This window comes from uncultured Williamsia sp. (genome assembly GCF_947494875.1).
Taxonomy (GTDB): Bacteria; Actinomycetota; Actinomycetes; order Mycobacteriales; family Mycobacteriaceae; genus Williamsia_A.
In genome coordinates, this window is the sequence record NZ_CANLWM010000005.1 from 76,858 (window position 1) to 95,230 (window position 18,373).

Consider the following 18,373-nt stretch of genomic DNA (forward strand, 5'->3'; position numbering starts at 1 on the left):
CTTCGTGGACGCCCGAGATCAGAGTGGGCTGTTCACCATCGACTGTGCCGCCATCTCCATGTAGTCGACGAGGGCTCGGCGGTGCTCGGCGTCGAGGCGGTCGTCCCCGATCGACGCGATCGCGGTGTGCATGCAGCGCAGCCAGGCGTCCCGTTCCATCACGCCGATGCGGAACGGCTGGTGCCGCATCCGCAGGCGCGGGTGGCCGCGTTCGTCGGAGTAGGTGCGCGGACCTCCCCAGTACTGCTCGAGGAACATCCGCAGCCGCCGCTCGGCTCCCTCCAGGTCGTTCTCGGGGTACAGCGGGCGGAGGATCTCGTCGCGGGACACCTCGGCGTAGAAGCGCCGGGTGAGGTCGGCGAAGGTGTCGGCCCCGCCGACCGCGTCGTAGAACGTCTCGCTGGCCTCTGTCACCCCACCAGTGTCCCGCATCGGCTCCCCGGCGCGGTCGTCGGCCACGTCGCCCGACGGCCACCGGTAGGTCACCGGACGGACACCCGCCGTCACCGTCCCGACAGCGTGTCCCCGCACATAAAGCGATGCGCAGGGGCGTCGAACGTGGTGCACTGGTGCGGGCGAGGGCATCGTCACCCTCGGACGCTCGGAGGACGGATGGCGCGCACGCGGTCGCAGCAGTCGGAGGTCGTGACCCCCCTCGTCGGCCCCGCACGCCATCAGACCGAGACCGTCTCCACCCCCGACGCCCCGCAGCGGGCCGACGTCGGTCGCGGGGGCGCGGTCTGGGGGAAGCACCGGGTCCTGCTGCTCAACGCCACCTACGAGCCGTTGACCGCGATATCCATCCGTCGCGCCGTCGTCCTGGTGCTGCGTGAACGGGCCGACGTCGTCCACACCGACGAGCGCGGCCCGCACATCCACTCCGCCGACGTCTCGATGCCGGTGCCGTCGGTGATCCGCCTGCGGACCTACGTCCGGGTGCCGTACCGCGCCAAGATCCCGATGACCCGCGCCGCGCTCATGCACCGCGACCGATTCCGCTGCGGGTACTGCGGCGCCAAGGCCGACACGATCGACCATGTCGTCCCCCGCAGCCGGGGCGGTGCCCACAACTGGGAGAACTGCGTCGCGTGCTGCGCCTCGTGCAACCACAAGAAGGCCGACCGGCTGCTCTCGGAACTGGGCTGGACCCTCCGCACCGCGCTCACGCCACCCAAGGGACGCCATTGGCGCCTGCTGGCGACGGTCAAGGAGATCGACCCGTCGTGGTCGCAGTACATCGACGCCGGCGCCGCCTGACCGGACCGTCGGTGGCGTCCGGCTCGGCCAACGACACGGCGTCGTACCCGGCTGGGCCACGGGGTCGCGGTTCGGATAAGTTCTCTCCGAACACTCCCGGAGAAGGGTCTCGAGGCTGATGGAAGATCTCATCATCGCAATCGGGCTGCCCGTGACGATCATCTGCATCATCGCGGTCATCCTGTGCGTCCTGTCCATGGCGTGGGCCTTCGGGTCGGGGCACAAGCCCGCCGTCCGCTACACCCTGGACAAGGAGTGGGACCGCGAGCCGCTGCTGTTCAGCGCGGTCGACGTCGCGCCGGTCGCCCCGCCGGCGCATCACGAGCCGTCCACCGACGAGCTGACCGGAGGTTCCGCACATGGCAAGTGGTGACATCAAGCCGGTCGTGACCGATCCCGACGCGCTGCCGCTGGGCCACGTCGTCACCACCAGCGGTCGCATCTCGGCGGCCCGCACCCCCGGGTCCGTCGCGGAGACGCCGCCGTTCGCGCGTGACGAACTCGTCGCGCTCGACGAGGCCCTGTCGAACGCCACGGAACTCGCGAACGTGCGGTTCTCGATCTACATCGGCGACCTCGGCGGCGACCCGGTGAACAAGGCGGGGGAGATCCTGCCGCAGGTGCCCGAGCCCGAGCACGCCGCCCTGGTCGCGGTCTCACCCAACACCAAGGACGTCGTCGTCCTGTCGGGCCGCGAGGTCTCGGACCGCATCAACGACCGTGTCGCCCAGCTCGGTGTCACCGCCGCGATCGCCGGGTTCCGCGAGAACGACCTCATCGACGGGCTGATCGCCGCCCTGCGTGTCATGGCGACGGCGGTCGCCCGGTCCTGACTCATCTCTGACACGCCACCGGCGCCCGACCACATGGTCGGGCGCCGGTCGCGTTCACGTCTGTCTCACCGGTCGGCGCGACGGATCCGCAGTGACCGCGCGACGGTGTCGCGGCCCTCGAGGACGAGCCGGCGCAGCGCGGGCGGGTGATCACCCGCGAGGAACTCGTCGGCCCGTGCCAGTGCGTCGTCGTCGATGGCCCACTGCGGGTAGAGCCCGACGACCACGCTCTGCGCGACCTCGCTGGAACGGCGTCGCCACACGTCGCCGACCGCCGCGAAGTACTTCTCGACGTAAGGCTCCAGCAGGTGCTCCTGGCCGGGTCGGGCGAAGCCCGCGATGACCGCGCGGCCCACCGTGTTCGACAGGGAGTCGTCCTCGACGACCCGCTGCCACGCGTGCTCCTTCGCCTCGGCGAGAGGCCGTGCCGCACGGGCGGTCTCCGCCTTCCGGGCGCCGGCCGCGGTGTTGTCCCGACGGGCCTCCTCGTCGATGACGGGGGTGCTCGCGGGATCGCTGTCCACCGCGCCCGCAGTGGAGAGCGCAGTGACGATCGACCAGCGCAGGTCGGTGTCGACGACGAGGCCCGGCAGCCCCACCGTCTGCGGGTCGTCGCCGTCGAGCAGTGCGCGCAGCACCTCGACGACGTCGTCGGTGACGAGGCCGCCCAGAAGAGCGCCGACGAAGGCCAACTGGTGGTCCGAGGCGGGCTCGGCCGCGCGGGCGAGTTCGAGCATGCGTCCGGCGAACGACGGCCACCCCGTCTGCACCGCCCACTCCGGGTCCGCGTAGCGGTCGACGGCTGTCTGCGCCTGCATCAGCACGCGCTGCAGCACCGCGATCTCCGTCTCGGCCCCGACTCCGCGCAGCACCAGGTCCACGAAGTCGCGCGGTCGCATCTGGGCGTCACGGGTGCGCTCCCACGCGGCGGACCACACCAGGGTGCGTGGCAGCGACTCGGTGATGTCGGCGATCCGATCGGTGGCGACCCGCCAGGAGTCGTCGTCGAAACCGATGGTGCAGTAGGTCAGGTCGTCGTCGTTGAGCAGGACCATCGCGCCGCGGGCGACGCCGACGAGGGCGGGCACATCCGTGCGTTCGCCCTCGACGTCGAGCTCGACACGGTGGGTGCGGACCAGCTTCCCGTCCTCGTCGTCGTAGACGCCGATCGCGAAGCGGTGCATCCGCGTCTCGCCCGCGCCCGGCTCGGCACCTGTCTGCACCACGGTGAACGATTTGAACGCGCCGTCGTCGTCGACGGTGAACTCCGGTCGCAGACCGTTGATCCCGGTGGTGCGCAGCCACTGGTCGCCCCAGTCCGACAGGTCGCGGCCCGACGACCGCTCCAACGCGCCGACGAGGTCGGTGAACGTGGCGTTGCCGAACCGGTGCGCGGTGAAGTAGTCACGCAGCCCGGCCAGGAAGTCCTCGAGCCCGACGTAGGCGACGAGCTGCTTGAGGACGGAAGCGCCCTTGGCGTAGGTGATCCCGTCGAAGTTGACCTCCACCGCGGCGATGTCGGGGATGTCGGCCGCGACCGGATGGGTGGAGGGGAGCTGGTCCTGGCGGTACGCCCACGACTTGTCGACGGTGGCGAACGTGGTCCACGCGCTGGCGTACTCGGTCGCCTCGGCCTGGCAGAGCACCGACGCGAACGTGGCGAAGGACTCGTTGAGCCACAGGTCATCCCACCACCGCATGGTGACCAGGTCGCCGAACCACATGTGGGCCATCTCGTGCAGCACGGTCTCGGCGCGGCGCTCGTAGAGGGCCTTGGTCACCTTCGACCGGAACACGTAGTCCTCGAGATAGGTGACGGCGCCGGCGTTCTCCATCGCGCCGGCGTTGAACTCCGGGACGAACAGCTGGTCGTACTTGCCGAACGGGTAGGGCGTCCCGAAGTTGCGGTGGTAGAACGCGAATCCCTGCTTGGTCTCGGTGAACAGGCGCTCGGGGTCCATGTGGTCGGCGAGGGAGGCGCGGCAGTAGACGCCGAGCGGGATGGTGACGTCGTCGTCGGAGTAGACGTCCTCCCACCGCGCGTACGGGCCGGCGACGAGTGCGACGAGGTACGTGCTGAGGGGCTCGGTCGGTCGGAAGCGGTGCACACCGGGTTCCGCGGCGAGGGTCTCGTCCTCGGCCGCGTTCGAGATCACCTGCCAGTCCTGCGGCGCGGTGACGGTGAGGGCGAAGGTGGACTTGAGATCCGGCTGGTCGAAGCAGGCGAACATGCGCTTGGCGTCGGCGGTCTCGAACTGCGAGTACAGGTACACCGCGTCGTCGGACGGGTCGACGAACCGGTGCAGGCCCTCACCGGTGTTCGAGTAGAGGCACTGCGCGACCACGGTGAGCTCGTTCTGCTCGGCGAGGTCGGGGAGCGTGATCCCATCCTCGGCCGAGTAGTCGGAGACGTCGAGCGACGACCCGTTGAGGGTCGCCGAGGTGATGCTGTCCGCGACTATGTCGACGAAGGTCGACGCCCCGGCGGTGGCGTCGAACGTGATCGTCGAGGTCGACGTGAACGTCCGCTCACCCGGTGCGCCGGAGCCGTCGGTGAGGTCGAGATCGACGGTGTAGCCGGTCACGGTGACCGTCTGGGCGCGCTCGACGGCGGCGTCGCGGGTGAGATTGGGTGCGGTCACGTCAGATCCCCTTCGAGCGGTCGGTGGTGGTTCACACTTACCCCATCACCGGCGTCGACGAGCGGGGGGCACCGTGGGGAATGCCGACGGCCGACTCCGGTTGTATCCCCATGGACCTGTAGGACCCGCGACGGCGCACCCGGTGCGCAGACGAGGAGACACCATGACCGCCACCGACACCGCCCCGTCCACGACGGGCGAGTCGACGCGTGACCGCGTCGACTTCTGGCTCGACCCGCTGTGCCCCTGGTGCTGGATCACCTCGCGCTGGATCCTCGAGGTCGAGAAGGTCCGCGACATCGACGTCGCCTTCCACATCATGAGCCTGGCCGTCCTCAACGAGGGCAAGGACATCCCCGCCGAGTACGCCGAGAAGCTCAAGGACGCGTGGCGGCCCGTGCGTGTACTGCAGGCCGCGGTGGAGGCGCACGGCCACGAGGTGCTCGACCCGCTGTACACCGCGATGGGCACCCAGATCCACAACCGCGGTGTCTCCGATTTCGACGCCGCCATCGCGGCGTCGCTCGCCGACGCCGGACTGCCCACGGACCTCGCGTCGGCCGCGGACTCCGACCAGTACGACGAGGCGATCCGCACGAGCCACCACGAGGGCATGGACAAGGTCGGCGACGACGTCGGCACACCGACCATCCACATCAACGGCCTGGCCTTCTTCGGGCCGGTGCTCTCGCGGATCCCGCGCGGCGAGGACGCCGGGAAGGTGTGGGACGGGGCTGTGGCCCTGGCGAGCTACCCGCACTTCTTCGAGCTCAAGCGCAGCCGCGACGAGGACCCGCAGTTCGACTGAGCCGGTGCCGCCCGGCGGGCCGCTGACCAGGCGGTCGCGGTCCGCGGGGCACCTGTCATGCTGGTCGCCATGCGCGTCTACCTGGGTGCCGACCACGCCGGCTTCGACCTGAAGAACACCATCGCCGACCACCTGCGCTCGAACGGCCACGACGTGGTCGACTGCGGCGCACACGTGTTCGACGCGGCCGACGACTACCCGGCCTTCTGCATCGCCGCCGCGCAGCGCACCGTCGCCGACCCGGGCAGCCTCGGGATCGTCCTCGGTGGCAGCGGCAACGGTGAGCAGATCGCCGCGAACAAGGTCCCCGGCGCCCGGTGCGCGCTGGCGTGGAGCGTCGAGACGGCGCAGCTCGCCCGGCAGCACAACAACGCTCAGCTCATGGGGATCGGCGGTCGGATGCACACGAGCGAGGAGGCGCTGGCCATCGTCGACGCGTTCCTCGCCACGCCGTGGTCGGAGGAGCCGCGTCACCAGCGCCGCATCGACATCCTGGCCGAGTACGAGACCACCCACGAAGCCCCCGCGATCCCCGAGAGCTGATCGGCGGCGGGGGAGAGGAGGACCGATGCCCGAGGGGCACACCGTCCACCGTCTCGCCCGCCTGCACACCCGGCGATTCCGCAACACGCCTGTGCGGGTGTCGAGCCCGCAGGGCCGGTTCGTCGCCGAGGCGGAACGTCTCGACGGTCAGACATTCGCCCGCGCGCAGGCGTGGGGCAAACACCTGATCCACGAATACGCCTCCGGCGACATGGTGCACGTCCACCTCGGCCTCTACGGGAAGTTCAGCGACGTGCCCGCGCCGATGGACCCACCCGTCGGGCAGGTCCGGATGCGTATCGAGAGCGACACGCGCGGAGTCGATCTGCGCGGACCCACCGCCTGCGAGTACTTCACCCCGGCCGATCTGGACGCCCTCGTCGCGCGCCTGGGTCCCGACCCGCTGCGGTCGGATGCCGACCCGGACCGCGCCTACGCGCGCATCCACCGATCCAAGCGCGCCCTGGGGTCCATGCTCATGGACCAGAAGGTGATCGCGGGCGTCGGCAACGTCTACCGCGCAGAGGTGCTGTTCCGGCACAGCGTGCATCCGATGCGTCCCGGCACCGACGTCGACGAATCCGTCTGGCAGGACATGTGGGACGACATCGTCGACCTCATGGCCGTCGGGGTCCGCAAGGGCAAGATCATCACCATCCGCCCGCAGGACGACCACGGCCCCCGCGGTCTCCGGGGCCGGCCGCGCAGCTACGTCTACCGGCGTCGCGGCGAACCGTGCCGCATCTGCGGGACCACCATCCTCGCCGAGGTGATGGAGGGCCGGAACCTGTTCTGGTGCCCCACCTGCCAGCCCGACTGACGCAGCGCTCACCGGTTCGCCAGGGTGTTCTTGACGTTCTCTCACGTTCGGCGCGCACCATGGTGGTCATGAAGAGGATCACGCTCCTCGTGGTGGGCGGCACAGGCGAGGCGACACCCGCCGACCCGACGGTGCCGGTGCGCGGCCTGCTGCGGTGTGTCGTCGACGACCTCGATCCGCGCTTCGACGCCCGATGGGTCGCGTACCCCGCGAGTTATGGACCCGTGCCCGTGCCCGACGGGCCGAGTTTCGCCGACAGCGTCGCCGCCGGCGTCGCGTCGTTGCGGGGTGCAGTCGAGGACATCGACGGTCCATGGGCGGTCATCGGCTACTCGCAGGGGTGCGTCGTGATCCGAGAGATGCTCGCCGACAATCCTTCTCGGATCCCTGAGGCGATCGGTCTGGTGGCCGATCCCCACCAGCCGGCGGGATGCGTCCGCGGATGCGACGGCTACGGTGTCGCGGGACCGGGCAGACCGCTGCCCGACGTCCCGACCATGTGGATCGGCGACCGTGACGACGTCATCTGCAACGCCAGTCCGGACTCCCTCGTCCGCGACATCGCCGATCTCACACGCACGCTGACGACGACCCACCCCGGTGCCTGGGTGACGATGATGCTGCGCGCGGTTCGGACCGGCGCCCTCCAGAACGCCCGCGCGACGTCGTTCCGACCGACCCAGTGGCGTCGCGACGTCAGGCGACTCGCGGTCGCGGCCCGCGAGATCCGCGGCTACCTGCCCGGCACGCTGCGGATCGGGCCGGTCGCGATGCGCAACCCGACGGGGGGCCGGCACGTCGCCTACGCCACCGACCGCAGCGACGACGACGCCGCCCTCACCGGCTGCGCCGCCCTCGCCGCCTGGCTGCAGGTCGTCGCGACCGCGCACCTCGGCCCGGTCGCCGTCGACACGGCCCCCACGTTTCCGCCGATGTCATCTGCCCGACACGCGGATCCGGCCGTGCTGGGCGACACTGGGTAGGTCGCCGACCGGCGGCGATCCCCACCCAGCAGTGGAGCGTGCCGGTGGAGCACTACGACCTCGTCGTCATCGGATCTGGCCCGGCGGGCCAGAAGGCGGCCATCGCGGCGGCCAAACTCGGCAAGCGTGCGGCGGTGGTGGAGCGCCGCGACATGGTCGGTGGCGTGTGCACCAACACGGGCACCGTTCCGTCGAAGACAATGCGCGAGGCCGTGATGTACCTGACCGGCCTCAACCAGCGGGAGCTCTACGGCCAGTCCTACCGACTGAAGTCCGACATCACCGTCTCGGACCTCTCCGCCCGGACACATCACGTCATCGGCAAGGAGATCGACGTCGTCCAGAGCCAGCTCGCGCGCAACCGCGTCGCGCTGCTCATCGGGAGCGCGTCGTTCGTCGACGACCACCAGATCGCGGTCGCCGGACCCGACGGTGACCTGAAGACGGTGACCGCCGACCACGTCGTGATCGCCGTCGGCACCCGCCCCGCACGCCCCTCGACGGTCGACTTCGACGGCGCGACCATCGTCGACTCGGACCAGATCCTGGGGATGGACCATGTGCCGCAGTCGATGGTGGTGGTCGGTGCCGGTGTCATCGGCATCGAGTACGCCTCGATGTTCGCCGCGCTCGGCACCAAGGTGACGGTCGTCGAGAAGCGCCACACGATGCTCGACTTCTGTGACCGGGAGATCATCGAGGCGCTGCAGTACCAACTCCGCGAGCGGGGTGTCACGTTCCGGTTCTCCGAGTCGGTGCAGACCGTCGAGAGGCACGCCGCCGGGACGCTGACCATCCTCGAGTCGGGCAAGAAGATCCCCGCCGACACCGTCCTCTACTCCGCCGGGCGGCAGGGGGTCACCGACGAGTTGAACGTCGTCGCAGCGGGTCTCGAGTCCGACCCGCGTGGCCGACTGGCGGTCGACGAGCACTACCGCACGTCGGTCGACCACATCTACGCCGTCGGCGACGTCATCGGGTTCCCGGCCCTGGCCGCCACGTCGATGGAGCAGGGCCGCCGCGCGGCGTACCACGCGTTCGGCGAGCCCGTCGGGAACGGGACGTCGATTCAACCGATCGGCATCTACTCGATCCCCGAGGTGTCCTACGTCGGCCGGACCGAGGAGGAGCTGACCGAGGACACGGTGCCGTTCGAGGTCGGGGTGGCGCGGTATCGCGAGCTCGCGCGAGGAGCGATCATGGGCGACTCGTACGGCATGCTGAAACTCCTCGTCCACGCCCACGACCGCACGTTGCTCGGCGTCCACGTGTTCGGCAGCAACGCAGCGGAACTCGTCCACATCGGCCAGACCGTCATGGGGTGCGGCGGCACGGTCGACTACCTCGTCGACGCGGTGTTCAACTACCCGACATTGGCCGAGGGCTACAAGGTCGCGGCGCTCGACGCGGTGAACAAGATGCGCGCCATCTCCCGGGTGACCGGCTCCGCCGAGACGCACGAACTGGGCGTCTGACGACACATCCCCCGCCGGCCGGTGGCCGACGGGGGATGTGGGAGTACTCGCGCCTGGGTCAGCTGCCCTGCACGTACTGTCCACCGACGGTGCCGCGGACCACGATCGGCGTCCCCTCGGGGAAGTTCTCGTAGGCCCACTTGCCGTTCTCGGTGCTCACGTTGATGCAGCCGTGGCTGACGTTGGTCTTGCCCTGCTGGGCCACCGACCACGGGGCGGCGTGCAGGAAGATGCCGTCCCAGCTCATGCGGATCGCGTACTCGACGTAGGTGCGGTAGCCACCGGGGGAGTCGACCGGGACGCCGTACGTGGACGAGTCCATGTACATGTCGCGGTACTTCTCCTTCGTGTAGTACACGCCGTTAGGGGTCGGGTGCGCGTTGGAGCCCATCGAGATCGGGATGTCCTTGCGCGCGATCTTGCCGTTGTGCCACACGGTCAACGTGTGCGTGGCGTCGTCGGCGAGCGCGACCCAACCGGTCTTCGTCGCGACGGGCGGAGCCGGGTCGGCCGGGGCCGGTGCGGGCTCGGTGCTCGGCGGCGCAGCCGGGGCGGGTGCCGGCGCCGTCGACGACGGCGGCAGGAAGGGCTTGAGGAAGTCGGGCGCGGGCACACCGGGCAGGCCCGGGATGGTCGGCGGCGGCGACGCGGGAACGGCCCCGGCTGTCGCGGGGATCGCGAACAGCGCGATGGCGGCACCGGCGACGACCGTCACGAGACGGGTGCGGGCGGTACCCCGGCGGGAGTTCGAGGGAGTCGGCACGAGTTCGGACCTGACCTTCGGTGTCGGTGCCCTGTGGGCATGAACGGTGGCGGCTGGTGAGTGCGATTTCTGCGCGAGACCCCCGCCGCGCATCGCCATCGTCGCATGAGTGATCCCTCTGTCCAAGACGGACACCCGTCCCGTTGTGACCTGTGCCAACTCGTGTGACTGGTGAGACGCGTGGGGTCTCGTGACACGTGCCGAGCAGCGCGAGTGGCGGTGCAGGACGCAGATTCGGTCCACGGTGACGCGCACGGTAGAGTCGCCGCTGCACGCGACGCCGGACGGCGATCCCGCCCGTCGTGGTGTGCGCGCGGGTGTAGCTCAATGGTAGAGCCCCAGTCTTCCAAACTGGCCACGCGGGTTCGATTCCCGTCACCCGCTCCACCGCTCCCGTCGCGGAGTGGCGGTGGCGTCGTCACCGAGACCGGGATGTGGCGCAGCTTGGTAGCGCATCCGCTTTGGGAGCGGAGGGTCGCAGGTTCAAATCCTGTCATCCCGACAGGGCCGCCGGCGGCCGCCTGCATGGAGGCTGCCCGCAGCCGCTGACAGAGGGTCGCCCCGACAACCGCCGGCGTACGACCCACCACCGACCCGGTCCCACAGCAAGGAGTCACAGTCGTGAAGAGCACCGTCGAGCAGCTGAGCCCGACGCGGGTGAAACTCAACGTCGAGGTCCCGTTCGAAGAACTCGAGGGTGACTTCGCCCGCGCCTACAAGTCGCTCGCGCAGCAGATCCGTATCCCCGGCTTCCGCCCGGGCAAGGCCCCGGCCAAGCTCATCGAGGCCCGCGTCGGCCGCGACTCGGTGCTCGCCCAGGTCGTGAACGACGCCCTGCCGGCCAAGTACTCGCAGGCCGTCGCCGAGACCGAGACCAACCCGATCGGCCAGCCGGAGATCGACCTCGCCGAGCTCGAGTACGGCAAGTCGATCACCTTCACCGCCGAGGTCGACGTCCGCCCGGAGATCACCCTCCCTGACTATTCGACGATCACCGTCGAGGTCGAGCCGACCGAGGTCGACGACGCCGCCGTCGACGAGCAGTTCGAGGCCCTGCGCGCCCGCTTCGGCACCCTCATCGGTGTCGAGCGTCCGGCGAAGGACGGCGATTTCGTCTCCATCGACCTCGCGGCCACCGTGAACGGCGAGCCGGTCGAGGAGGCGTCCACCACGGGCCTGTCCCACGAGGTGGGGTCCGGTCAGCTCATCGACGGTCTCGACGAGGCCCTCGCCGGCATGTCCGCAGGCGAGGACAAGACCTTCACCACCACGCTCGTCGCGGGCGAGCACAACGGTGAGGAGGCCGACGTCACCGTCACCCTGAACTCGGTCAAGGAGCGCGAGCTGCCCGAGGCCGACGACGAGTTCGCCCAGATGGCCAGCGAGTTCGACACCGTCGACGAACTGCGCGCCGACCTGCGGGAGCGCGTGGGCCGGTCGAAGCGGGCCGAGCAGGCGACCACCGTGCGCGACAAGGTGCTGGAGAAGCTGCTCGAGTCGGTCGACATCCCCGTGCCGGAGAAGGTCGTCGAGGCCGAGGCCGACGGACAGATGCACCAGGTGATCCACGCCTTCGACCACGACGACGCGAAGGTCGACGAGTTCCTCTCCGCGCAGGGCACCTCCCGCGAGGAGTGGGAAGCCGAGGCGCGTTCGGCGGCCGAGACGTCGGTGAAGACCCAGCTCCTGCTCGACGCGATCGCCGAGCAGCAGGAGACCACCGTCGGCCAGGACGAGCTCACGCAGCAGATCATCTTCCAGGCGCAGCGCTACGGCATGCAGCCGCAGGAGTTCATCCAGCAGCTGCAGCAGGCCGATCAGCTCGGCGCCATCTACGCCGACATCCGTCGCAGCAAGGCCCTCGCCGGGATCGTCGGCGAGGCGACCGTCACCGACACCACCGGTGCCGCGGTCGACACGTCCGAGTTCTTCGGCACGGGCGACGCCGAGGACGCGGCCGAGACGTCGGGTGACGACGACTGAGTCGTCCTCCACGCGGAGATCGCTCCGCTGTCAGCGAATGCGGGTGGCACCGGGGACCGGTGGCCACCCGCATTCGTTAGTGTCGGTGGAGCACCCGAGCAGCGGACCCGACACGTGGTCCGCGCACCAGTCCCGGAGAAAGTAGGAAGCGTGACCGACCCGAAGAACCTCCTCACCGCGACGGGTTCGCCGATCACCGCGAGCTCCGGCGTCGCGGGCCTGAACCTCAGCGACTCGGTTTTCGAGCGCCTGCTGCGCGAGCGGATCATCTTCCTCGGCACCCAGGTCGACGACGACATCGCCAACCGCCTCTGCGCCCAGATCCTCCTGCTCTCGGCGGAGGACAGCACCAAGGACATCAGCCTCTACATCAACTCGCCGGGCGGGTCGGTCACCGCCGGCATGGCCATCTTCGACACGATGCAGCTCGCGCAGTGCGACGTGGCGACCTACGCGATGGGCATGGCCGCGTCGATGGGCCAGTTCCTGCTCGCCGCCGGCGCGAAGGGCAAGCGTCACGCGCTGCCGCACGCGCGGATCATGATGCACCAGCCGTCGGCCGGCATCGGTGGCACCGCGGCCGACATCGCGATCCAGGCCGAGCAGTTCGCCCTGACCAAGAAGGAGATGAACCGGCTCAACGCCGAGTTCACCGGTCAGCCGTTGGAGAAGATCGAGGCCGACGCCGACCGCGACAAGTGGTTCACCGCGGATGCGGCCAAGGAGTACGGGTTCGTCGATCACGTCATCACCCGCCCCTGACCGTCCGCCACGTAGGCCCATCGACACGCCGCGTCGCGGCACCACGAGCTTTTCGGAGAGAGAGCCCATGACCATGTTCGGTTCGTCCAGCCAGACCCCGTCGGGTCTCGCGCCCGCGGGCGCGCAGAGCCGGTACATCCTGCCGTCGTTCATCGAGCACACGCCCAACGGTGTGCGGGAGTACAACCCGTACGCCAAGCTCTTCGAGGAGCGCATCGTGTTCCTCGGGACCCCGATCGACGAGACCGTCGCGAACGACATCATGGCGCAGCTGCTGGTGCTGGAGTCACAGGATCCCGACCGCGACATCATCATGTACGTGAACTCGCCCGGCGGCAGCGTGCCGGCGATGCTCGCCATCTACGACACGATGCAGTACGTCCACTGCGACATCGCGACGGTGTGCCTGGGTGAGGCCGCGTCGGCCGCCGCGATCCTCCTGGCCGGAGGCACTCCGGGCAAGCGCGCCGCGCTGCCCAACGCGACCGTGCTGATCCACCAGCCGCGGACCGGTGGCGCCTACCAGGGTCAGGTCTCCGACCTCGAGATCCAGGCCGCCGAGATCGAGCGCATCCGCCGTCGACTCGACGACATCCTCGCCGGTCACACCGGACAGGACTCGGACAAGATCCGCCGCGACACCGACCGCGACAACATCCTGACCGCGGCTCAGGCCAAGGAGTACGGGATCATCGACGAGGTCTTCGAGTACCGGAAGAAGTCGGCTCGCTCGAGCTGACGTGACGGCGACACGCCCGGGGGCAGGGATGCGCCGGGCGTGCTCGCACAGGGGCGATCCTGTACGTCCGGGCCCGCGGGTCCGAACGCACTGGTCGTGACACCACGGACGGCGCACCGCGGCACCACCGCACCAGGCGCGCCGCGGGTCGGGACACAGGTCCCGACATCGTGGTTATCGGTCGAAGTTCGGAGCACCCACGGGTACGGTCGGGAATACTGACCACCGGGTCGGTCCGCCCGTCGTGAGGCTCTCGCGGCGGTGCACGAGGAAGAGGTACAGCACACGATGGCGCGAATCGGTGACGGCGGCGACCTGCTGAAGTGCTCGTTCTGCGGGAAGAGTCAGAAGCAGGTCAAGAAGCTCATCGCGGGTCCGGGTGTGTACATCTGCGACGAGTGCATCGACCTGTGCAACGAGATCATCGAGGAAGAACTCGCGGAGTCGAGCGAGGTGAAGCTCGACGAGCTGCCGAAGCCCTCGGAGATCCGCGACTTCCTCGAGAACTACGTCATCGGCCAGGACACCGCCAAGCGGACCCTCGCGGTGGCCGTCTACAACCACTACAAGCGGATCCAAGCGGGCGACCGCAAGGACGTCCGCGGCGGTGAGGCCGTCGAGCTGGCGAAGTCCAACATCCTCATGTTGGGGCCCACCGGGTGCGGCAAGACCTATCTCGCGCAGACGCTGGCCAAGATGCTCAACGTCCCGTTCGCGATCGCCGACGCCACCGCTCTCACCGAGGCCGGGTACGTGGGCGAGGACGTGGAGAACATCCTTCTCAAGCTCATCCAGGCCGCGGACTACGACGTGAAGCGCGCCGAGACCGGGATCATCTACATCGACGAGGTCGACAAGATCGCCCGCAAGAGCGAGAACCCGTCGATCACGCGCGACGTCAGCGGCGAGGGTGTCCAGCAGGCGCTGCTGAAGATCCTCGAGGGCACGCAGGCGTCGGTGCCGCCGCAGGGCGGTCGCAAGCACCCGCACCAGGAGTTCATCCAGATCGATACGACCAACGTGTTGTTCATCGTCGCGGGCGCGTTCGCCGGCCTCGAGCGCATCGTGTCCGATCGGATCGGCAAGCGTGGCATCGGGTTCGGCACCGAGGTCGCGAAGAAGAACGACGAGGAGATGACCGACGCCTTCGCCGAGGTCATGCCCGAGGACCTGATCAAGTTCGGTCTGATCCCGGAGTTCATCGGCCGTCTGCCGGTGGTCGCGTCGGTGACGAACCTCGACAAGGAGTCGCTGGTCTCGATCCTGTCGACCCCGAAGAACGCACTCGTCAAGCAGTACGTGCGTCTCTTCGAGATGGACGGCGTGGAGCTCGAGTTCAGCAGCGACGCTCTCGAGGCCGTCGCCGACCAGGCCATCCACCGTGGGACCGGCGCCCGTGGTCTGCGCGCCATCATGGAGGAGGTCCTCCTCCCGGTGATGTACGACATCCCCAGCCGCGACGACGTCGCCAAGGTGGTCGTGACCGGGGAGACGGTGCGGGACAACGTCCTCCCGACGATCGTCCCGCGCAAGCCGCGCCGCGACGAGCGTCGTGACAAGACCGCCTGACCCTCAGACCACGCGGTCCCCACCGGCGTAGACGTTCATCGACTCGCCGCGCAGGAAACCGACCACGGTCATGCCGAGCTCCTGGCCGAGCGACACCGCCAACGACGACGGCGCCGACACGGCCGCGATGATCGGGACGCCGGCCATGCCGGCCTTCTGCACCAGCTCGAACGAGACCCGACTCGACACCATCAGCACCGTGTCGCGCAGCGGCAGCAGGTTCTCGCGCACCGCCCACCCGATCACCTTGTCGACGGCGTTGTGTCGGCCGACGTCCTCCCGGGCGACGAGCATGGTGCCATCGGTGCGGAAGAGGGCGGCTCCGTGGATGCCGCCGGTCGTCGCGAACGTGGTCTGCGCGGCGCGCAACGCGTCCGGCAGCGCGGCCAGGACATCGATGCCGACGCGGCAGTCGTCGGTGCTCAGGTCCCACGGGATCGCGGTGCGGATGCGGTCGATCTCACCGGTACCGCACACCCCACACGCCGACGTCGTCGCGAACGACCGGGGGGTCACCGGGCGCGCGTCGGTCGTCGCGATGTCGAGCACGTTGTAGGTGTTGCGACCCTGGTCGTCGACGCCGTCGCAGTAGCGCACCGACGCGATCTCGTCAGCGCCCGAGATGAGGCCCTCGGCGAGCAGGAAACCGTGGACCAGGTCGACGTCGGCGCCCGGCGTCCGCATCGTGACGGTCAACGGCGTCCCACCGACCCGCATCTCGAGCGGTTCCTCGACGGCGAGGGTGTCGGCCCGTGTCGACTCGCCCGTCGGGCGGATACGCCTCACGCGGGCGCGGGTGGTGACGCGCCCCATCAGGCCGCGACGAGCCGCACGGTGATGCCCTTCGACACCGGGGTGTTCGACTTCGCGGCGACGAAGTCCAGCGGGACCAGCGGGTTGGTCTCCGGGTAGTACGCGGCGGCGTTGCCGGGTGGGGTGGGGTAGGAGACGACGACGAAGTCGTCGACCCGTCGCTCCTCGACTCCGTTGTCCGTCTCGAACTCGGAGATGATCGAGACCCGTTGTCCGGCAGCCAGACCCATGGCCTCGATGTCCGACGGGTTGACCATGACCACGCGCCGGTTGCCCTTGATCCCGCGATAACGGTCGTCGTGGCCGTAGATCGTGGTGTTGTACTGGTCGTGACTGCGCAGCGTCTGCATGATCAGCCGTCCGGGCGGCGTCGGCAACCACACCAGCTCGTTGGTCGTGATCTGCGCCCGACCGGACTCGGTGGGGAACTCGCGCGCGTCGCGCGGCGGGTGCGGCAGCAGGAAACCGTCGGGCTGGCGTACGCGGGTGTTGAAGTCCTCGCACCCCGGGACGATCCGCGACACGTGGTCGCGGATGCGGTCGTAGTCGTCGGCGAGGCCGAGCCAGTCGACGGCGTGGTCGGCGCCGAACATGACGTGCGCCAGTTCGCAGACGATGCCGACCTCACTGCGCATCTGATCGCTCGACGGACGCAGCGACCCGCGGGACAGGTGCACCGACCCCATGGAGTCCTCGACCGACACCTGCTGCTTCCTCCCGCCGCGGATGTCGCGATCGGTACGGCCGAGTGTCGGCAGGATCAGATGTGTGGTGCCACCGGTCAGATGTGAGGCGTTCAGCTTGGTGCTCACCTGCACCGTGAGGCGACACTTCTCCAGCGCCGCGCGCGTCGCGGCGGTGTCCGGTGTGGCGGAGAGGAAGTTGCCCCCCATCGACATGAAGACGTCGACCTTGCCGTCCCGCATGGCGCGGATGGAGTCCACGACGTCCCAGCCGTGGTCGCGGGGGCTGACGATGCCCATCTCGGCGTCGAGGGCGGACAGGAACGACTCGGGCATCTGCTCCCAGATGCCCATCGTGCGGTCGCCCTGCACGTTCGAGTGGCCGCGCACCGGGCAGACGCCGGCGCCGGGCTTGCCGATCATCCCGCGCAGCAGCAGCGCGTTCGACACCTCCTCGATGGTCGCCACCGCGTGCTTGTGCTGTGTGAGACCCATCGCCCAGCAGACGATGGTGCGCTCGGAGCGCTCCCACAGCTCGGCGAGCTTCTCCAGCTGCGCCATCGTGAGACCGGTCGCCTCGAGCACCTCGTCGAGGTCGGTCAGCTCGACAGCGGCGAGGTACTCGTCCAGGCCGTCGCAGTACTCGGTGAGGAAGTCGTGATCGAACACCGTTCCCGGCGAACGCTTCTCGTCGCGGAGCAGCAGGGCGGCCAGTCCACGGAACAGGGCCATGTCCCCGCCGAGGCGGACCTGGAGGAACTCGTCGGCGATGTCGGTGCCGTCGGACAGGATGTCGCCGACGCGCTGCGGGTCGCGGAAGCGCATGAGCCCGGCCTCGGGCATCGGGTTGACCGCGACGATCGTCGCGCCGTTGCGCTTGGCGTCACCCAGGATCGACAGCATCCGGGGATGGTTCGTCCCCGGGTTCTGCCCGGCGATGACGATGAGGTCGGCGTTCTCGATGTCGAGGACGGTGACCGACCCCTTGCCGATGCCGATCGTGGTCGACAGGGCGTGACCGGACGACTCGTGGCACATGTTCGAGCAGTCGGGCAGGTTGTTGGTGCCCATCGACCGCGCGAACAGCTGGTAGACGAACGCGGCCTCGTTGCTGGTCCGGCCCGAGGTGTAGAACACGGCGCGGTCGGGATCGTCGAGACCGGAGAGTTCGTCGGCGATCACGCGGTAGGCGGAGTCCCAGTCGATGGGCTCGTAGTGCGTCGCGCCCTCGCGCAGTATCACCGGGTGCGTGATGCGTCCCTGCTGCGACAGCCAGTACTCGCTGCGCTCGCGCAGCGCCTCGACGGGGTGCGCGGCGAAGAACTCCGGCGTGACGGTGCGTCGCGTCGCCTCCTCCGCCACCGCCTTGGCGCCGTTCTCGCAGAACTCCGCCGGCTTGCGCCCGCCGGGCTTCTCCGGCCACGCGCAACCGGGGCAGTCGAAACCGTGGCGCTGGTTGAGCTCCAGGAACGTCTTGGCCGTCCGGAACGGGCCCATCTGGGTGAAGCCGCGCTGCATGGAGACGGCGACCGCGGGGATGCCGGCGGCGTAGGTCTTGACGTCGTGGACCGACGTCTCCTCCGGTTCGGCGACCGTGGTCTCGGGGGCGGCGGGGCGGGGCGGGGTGGCCGGGGGGTAGCCGTCCCCGGGGATGTCCTGCCGGGAACCGGTTGTCGTCATGTTCCCCATAGTGGCCCCGC

17 protein-coding genes and 2 tRNA genes are annotated in these 18,373 nt (G+C 69.3%); 14 read left to right on the forward strand and 5 right to left on the reverse strand.

Features of this window, described 5'->3' with window-relative positions:
• Nucleotides 1-18 precede the first annotated feature (18 nt).
• Complete coding sequence (locus Q1A98_RS12700; RefSeq protein ID WP_299574005.1) at nt 19-414, reverse strand: globin; 396 nt, start codon at nt 412-414, stop codon at nt 19-21.
• A 198-nt stretch (nt 415-612) separates the two neighbouring features.
• On the opposite strand from Q1A98_RS12700, the gene Q1A98_RS12705 reads away from it, so the two are divergent.
• The 3 genes from Q1A98_RS12705 (at nt 613) to Q1A98_RS12715 (ending at nt 2,090) form a co-directional block, all read left to right on the forward strand.
• Nucleotides 613-1,257, forward strand: a complete 645-nt coding sequence (locus tag Q1A98_RS12705) for an HNH endonuclease (RefSeq protein WP_299574007.1) — start codon at nt 613-615, stop codon at nt 1,255-1,257.
• 118 nt (nt 1,258-1,375) lie between these two features.
• Nucleotides 1,376-1,630, forward strand: coding sequence for a hypothetical protein (locus Q1A98_RS12710; protein ID WP_299574009.1), 255 nt, complete (start codon nt 1,376-1,378; stop codon nt 1,628-1,630).
• Nucleotides 1,617-2,090: a DUF5130 family protein gene (locus tag Q1A98_RS12715; protein WP_299574011.1), complete on the forward strand. Its 474-nt coding sequence runs from the start codon at nt 1,617-1,619 to the stop codon at nt 2,088-2,090. The genes Q1A98_RS12710 and Q1A98_RS12715 overlap by 14 nt, the downstream gene beginning before the upstream one ends.
• Nucleotides 2,091-2,155: 65 nt before the next feature.
• On the opposite strand, the gene pepN is transcribed toward Q1A98_RS12715, so the two are convergent.
• Nucleotides 2,156-4,732 (reverse strand): aminopeptidase N, encoded by a 2,577-nt coding sequence (pepN, locus tag Q1A98_RS12720; protein WP_299574013.1) that lies wholly within the window; start codon nt 4,730-4,732, stop codon nt 2,156-2,158.
• A gap of 163 nt (nt 4,733-4,895) precedes the next feature.
• Between pepN and Q1A98_RS12725 the strand changes: the two genes are divergently transcribed.
• From Q1A98_RS12725 to sthA, 5 genes are all read left to right on the forward strand, one after another.
• Nucleotides 4,896-5,540 carry a DsbA family protein gene (locus tag Q1A98_RS12725; protein WP_299574016.1) on the forward strand — a complete coding sequence of 215 codons (645 nt, stop codon included), beginning with the start codon at nt 4,896-4,898 and terminating at the stop codon, nt 5,538-5,540.
• Nucleotides 5,541-5,609: 69 nt separating this feature from the next.
• Complete coding sequence (locus Q1A98_RS12730; protein ID WP_299574018.1) at nt 5,610-6,083, forward strand: ribose-5-phosphate isomerase; 474 nt, start codon at nt 5,610-5,612, stop codon at nt 6,081-6,083.
• 25 nt (nt 6,084-6,108) lie between these two features.
• Nucleotides 6,109-6,903 (forward strand): DNA-formamidopyrimidine glycosylase family protein, encoded by a 795-nt coding sequence (locus Q1A98_RS12735; protein WP_299574020.1) that lies wholly within the window; start codon nt 6,109-6,111, stop codon nt 6,901-6,903.
• Between the two features lie 68 nt (nt 6,904-6,971).
• On the forward strand, nt 6,972-7,886 hold the full coding sequence (locus Q1A98_RS12740; RefSeq protein ID WP_299574023.1) for a PE-PPE domain-containing protein: 915 nt from the start codon (nt 6,972-6,974) through the stop codon (nt 7,884-7,886).
• Between the two features lie 44 nt (nt 7,887-7,930).
• Nucleotides 7,931-9,361 carry a Si-specific NAD(P)(+) transhydrogenase gene (sthA, locus tag Q1A98_RS12745; protein ID WP_299574653.1) on the forward strand — a complete coding sequence of 477 codons (1,431 nt, stop codon included), beginning with the start codon at nt 7,931-7,933 and terminating at the stop codon, nt 9,359-9,361.
• Nucleotides 9,362-9,419: 58 nt separating this feature from the next.
• Here sthA and Q1A98_RS12750 read toward each other — a convergent pair whose 3' ends face one another.
• Nucleotides 9,420-10,124, reverse strand: coding sequence for a L,D-transpeptidase (locus tag Q1A98_RS12750; RefSeq protein ID WP_299574025.1), 705 nt, complete (start codon nt 10,122-10,124; stop codon nt 9,420-9,422).
• A gap of 313 nt (nt 10,125-10,437) precedes the next feature.
• Between Q1A98_RS12750 and Q1A98_RS12755 the strand changes: the two genes are divergently transcribed.
• The 6 genes from Q1A98_RS12755 to clpX all read left to right on the forward strand — a co-directional run bounded on the left by Q1A98_RS12755 (nt 10,438) and on the right by clpX (nt 15,177).
• A tRNA-Gly gene (locus Q1A98_RS12755) sits at nt 10,438-10,511 on the forward strand.
• Between the two features lie 41 nt (nt 10,512-10,552).
• Nucleotides 10,553-10,626: transfer RNA gene (locus tag Q1A98_RS12760), tRNA-Pro, on the forward strand.
• A gap of 119 nt (nt 10,627-10,745) precedes the next feature.
• Nucleotides 10,746-12,107: a trigger factor gene (gene tig / locus Q1A98_RS12765; protein WP_299574027.1), complete on the forward strand. Its 1,362-nt coding sequence runs from the start codon at nt 10,746-10,748 to the stop codon at nt 12,105-12,107.
• Between the two features lie 192 nt (nt 12,108-12,299).
• Entirely contained in the window at nt 12,300-12,869 is a 570-nt protein-coding gene (locus Q1A98_RS12770) for an ATP-dependent Clp protease proteolytic subunit (RefSeq protein ID WP_299574656.1), read from the forward strand.
• A gap of 73 nt (nt 12,870-12,942) precedes the next feature.
• On the forward strand, nt 12,943-13,608 hold the full coding sequence (locus Q1A98_RS12775) for an ATP-dependent Clp protease proteolytic subunit (RefSeq protein ID WP_299574658.1): 666 nt from the start codon (nt 12,943-12,945) through the stop codon (nt 13,606-13,608).
• A 288-nt stretch (nt 13,609-13,896) separates the two neighbouring features.
• The gene (gene clpX / locus Q1A98_RS12780; protein ID WP_299574029.1) at nt 13,897-15,177 is read left to right on the forward strand and encodes an ATP-dependent Clp protease ATP-binding subunit ClpX; all 1,281 of its coding nucleotides are present in this window, start codon (nt 13,897-13,899) and stop codon (nt 15,175-15,177) included.
• Between the two features lie 3 nt (nt 15,178-15,180).
• Here clpX and fdhD read toward each other — a convergent pair whose 3' ends face one another.
• Complete coding sequence (gene fdhD / locus Q1A98_RS12785) at nt 15,181-15,990, reverse strand: formate dehydrogenase accessory sulfurtransferase FdhD (RefSeq protein ID WP_299574032.1); 810 nt, start codon at nt 15,988-15,990, stop codon at nt 15,181-15,183.
• Nucleotides 15,990-18,353, reverse strand: a complete 2,364-nt coding sequence (locus Q1A98_RS12790; protein ID WP_299574035.1) for an FdhF/YdeP family oxidoreductase — start codon at nt 18,351-18,353, stop codon at nt 15,990-15,992. Before Q1A98_RS12790 ends, fdhD begins: the two co-directional genes overlap by 1 nt.
• Nucleotides 18,354-18,373 lie beyond the last annotated feature (20 nt).

Excerpts from the sequence above, each read along its gene's own strand:
- Q1A98_RS12705 (WP_299574007.1), top strand. The coding sequence starts at position 613 with ATGGCGCGCACGCGGTCGCAGCAGTCGGAGGTCGTGACCCCCCTCGTC.
- Q1A98_RS12710 (WP_299574009.1), top strand. The coding sequence starts at position 1,376 with ATGGAAGATCTCATCATCGCAATCGGGCTGCCCGTGACGATCATCTGC.
- Q1A98_RS12715 (WP_299574011.1), top strand. The coding sequence starts at position 1,617 with ATGGCAAGTGGTGACATCAAGCCGGTCGTGACCGATCCCGACGCGCTG.
- Q1A98_RS12725 (WP_299574016.1), top strand. The coding sequence starts at position 4,896 with ATGACCGCCACCGACACCGCCCCGTCCACGACGGGCGAGTCGACGCGT.
- Q1A98_RS12730 (WP_299574018.1), top strand. The coding sequence starts at position 5,610 with ATGCGCGTCTACCTGGGTGCCGACCACGCCGGCTTCGACCTGAAGAAC.
- Q1A98_RS12735 (WP_299574020.1), top strand. The coding sequence starts at position 6,109 with ATGCCCGAGGGGCACACCGTCCACCGTCTCGCCCGCCTGCACACCCGG.
- Q1A98_RS12740 (WP_299574023.1), top strand. The coding sequence starts at position 6,972 with ATGAAGAGGATCACGCTCCTCGTGGTGGGCGGCACAGGCGAGGCGACA.
- Q1A98_RS12775 (WP_299574658.1), top strand. The coding sequence starts at position 12,943 with ATGTTCGGTTCGTCCAGCCAGACCCCGTCGGGTCTCGCGCCCGCGGGC.
- clpX (WP_299574029.1), top strand. The coding sequence starts at position 13,897 with ATGGCGCGAATCGGTGACGGCGGCGACCTGCTGAAGTGCTCGTTCTGC.
- fdhD (WP_299574032.1), bottom strand. The coding sequence starts at position 15,990 with ATGGGGCGCGTCACCACCCGCGCCCGCGTGAGGCGTATCCGCCCGACG.
- Q1A98_RS12790 (WP_299574035.1), bottom strand. The coding sequence starts at position 18,353 with ATGACGACAACCGGTTCCCGGCAGGACATCCCCGGGGACGGCTACCCC.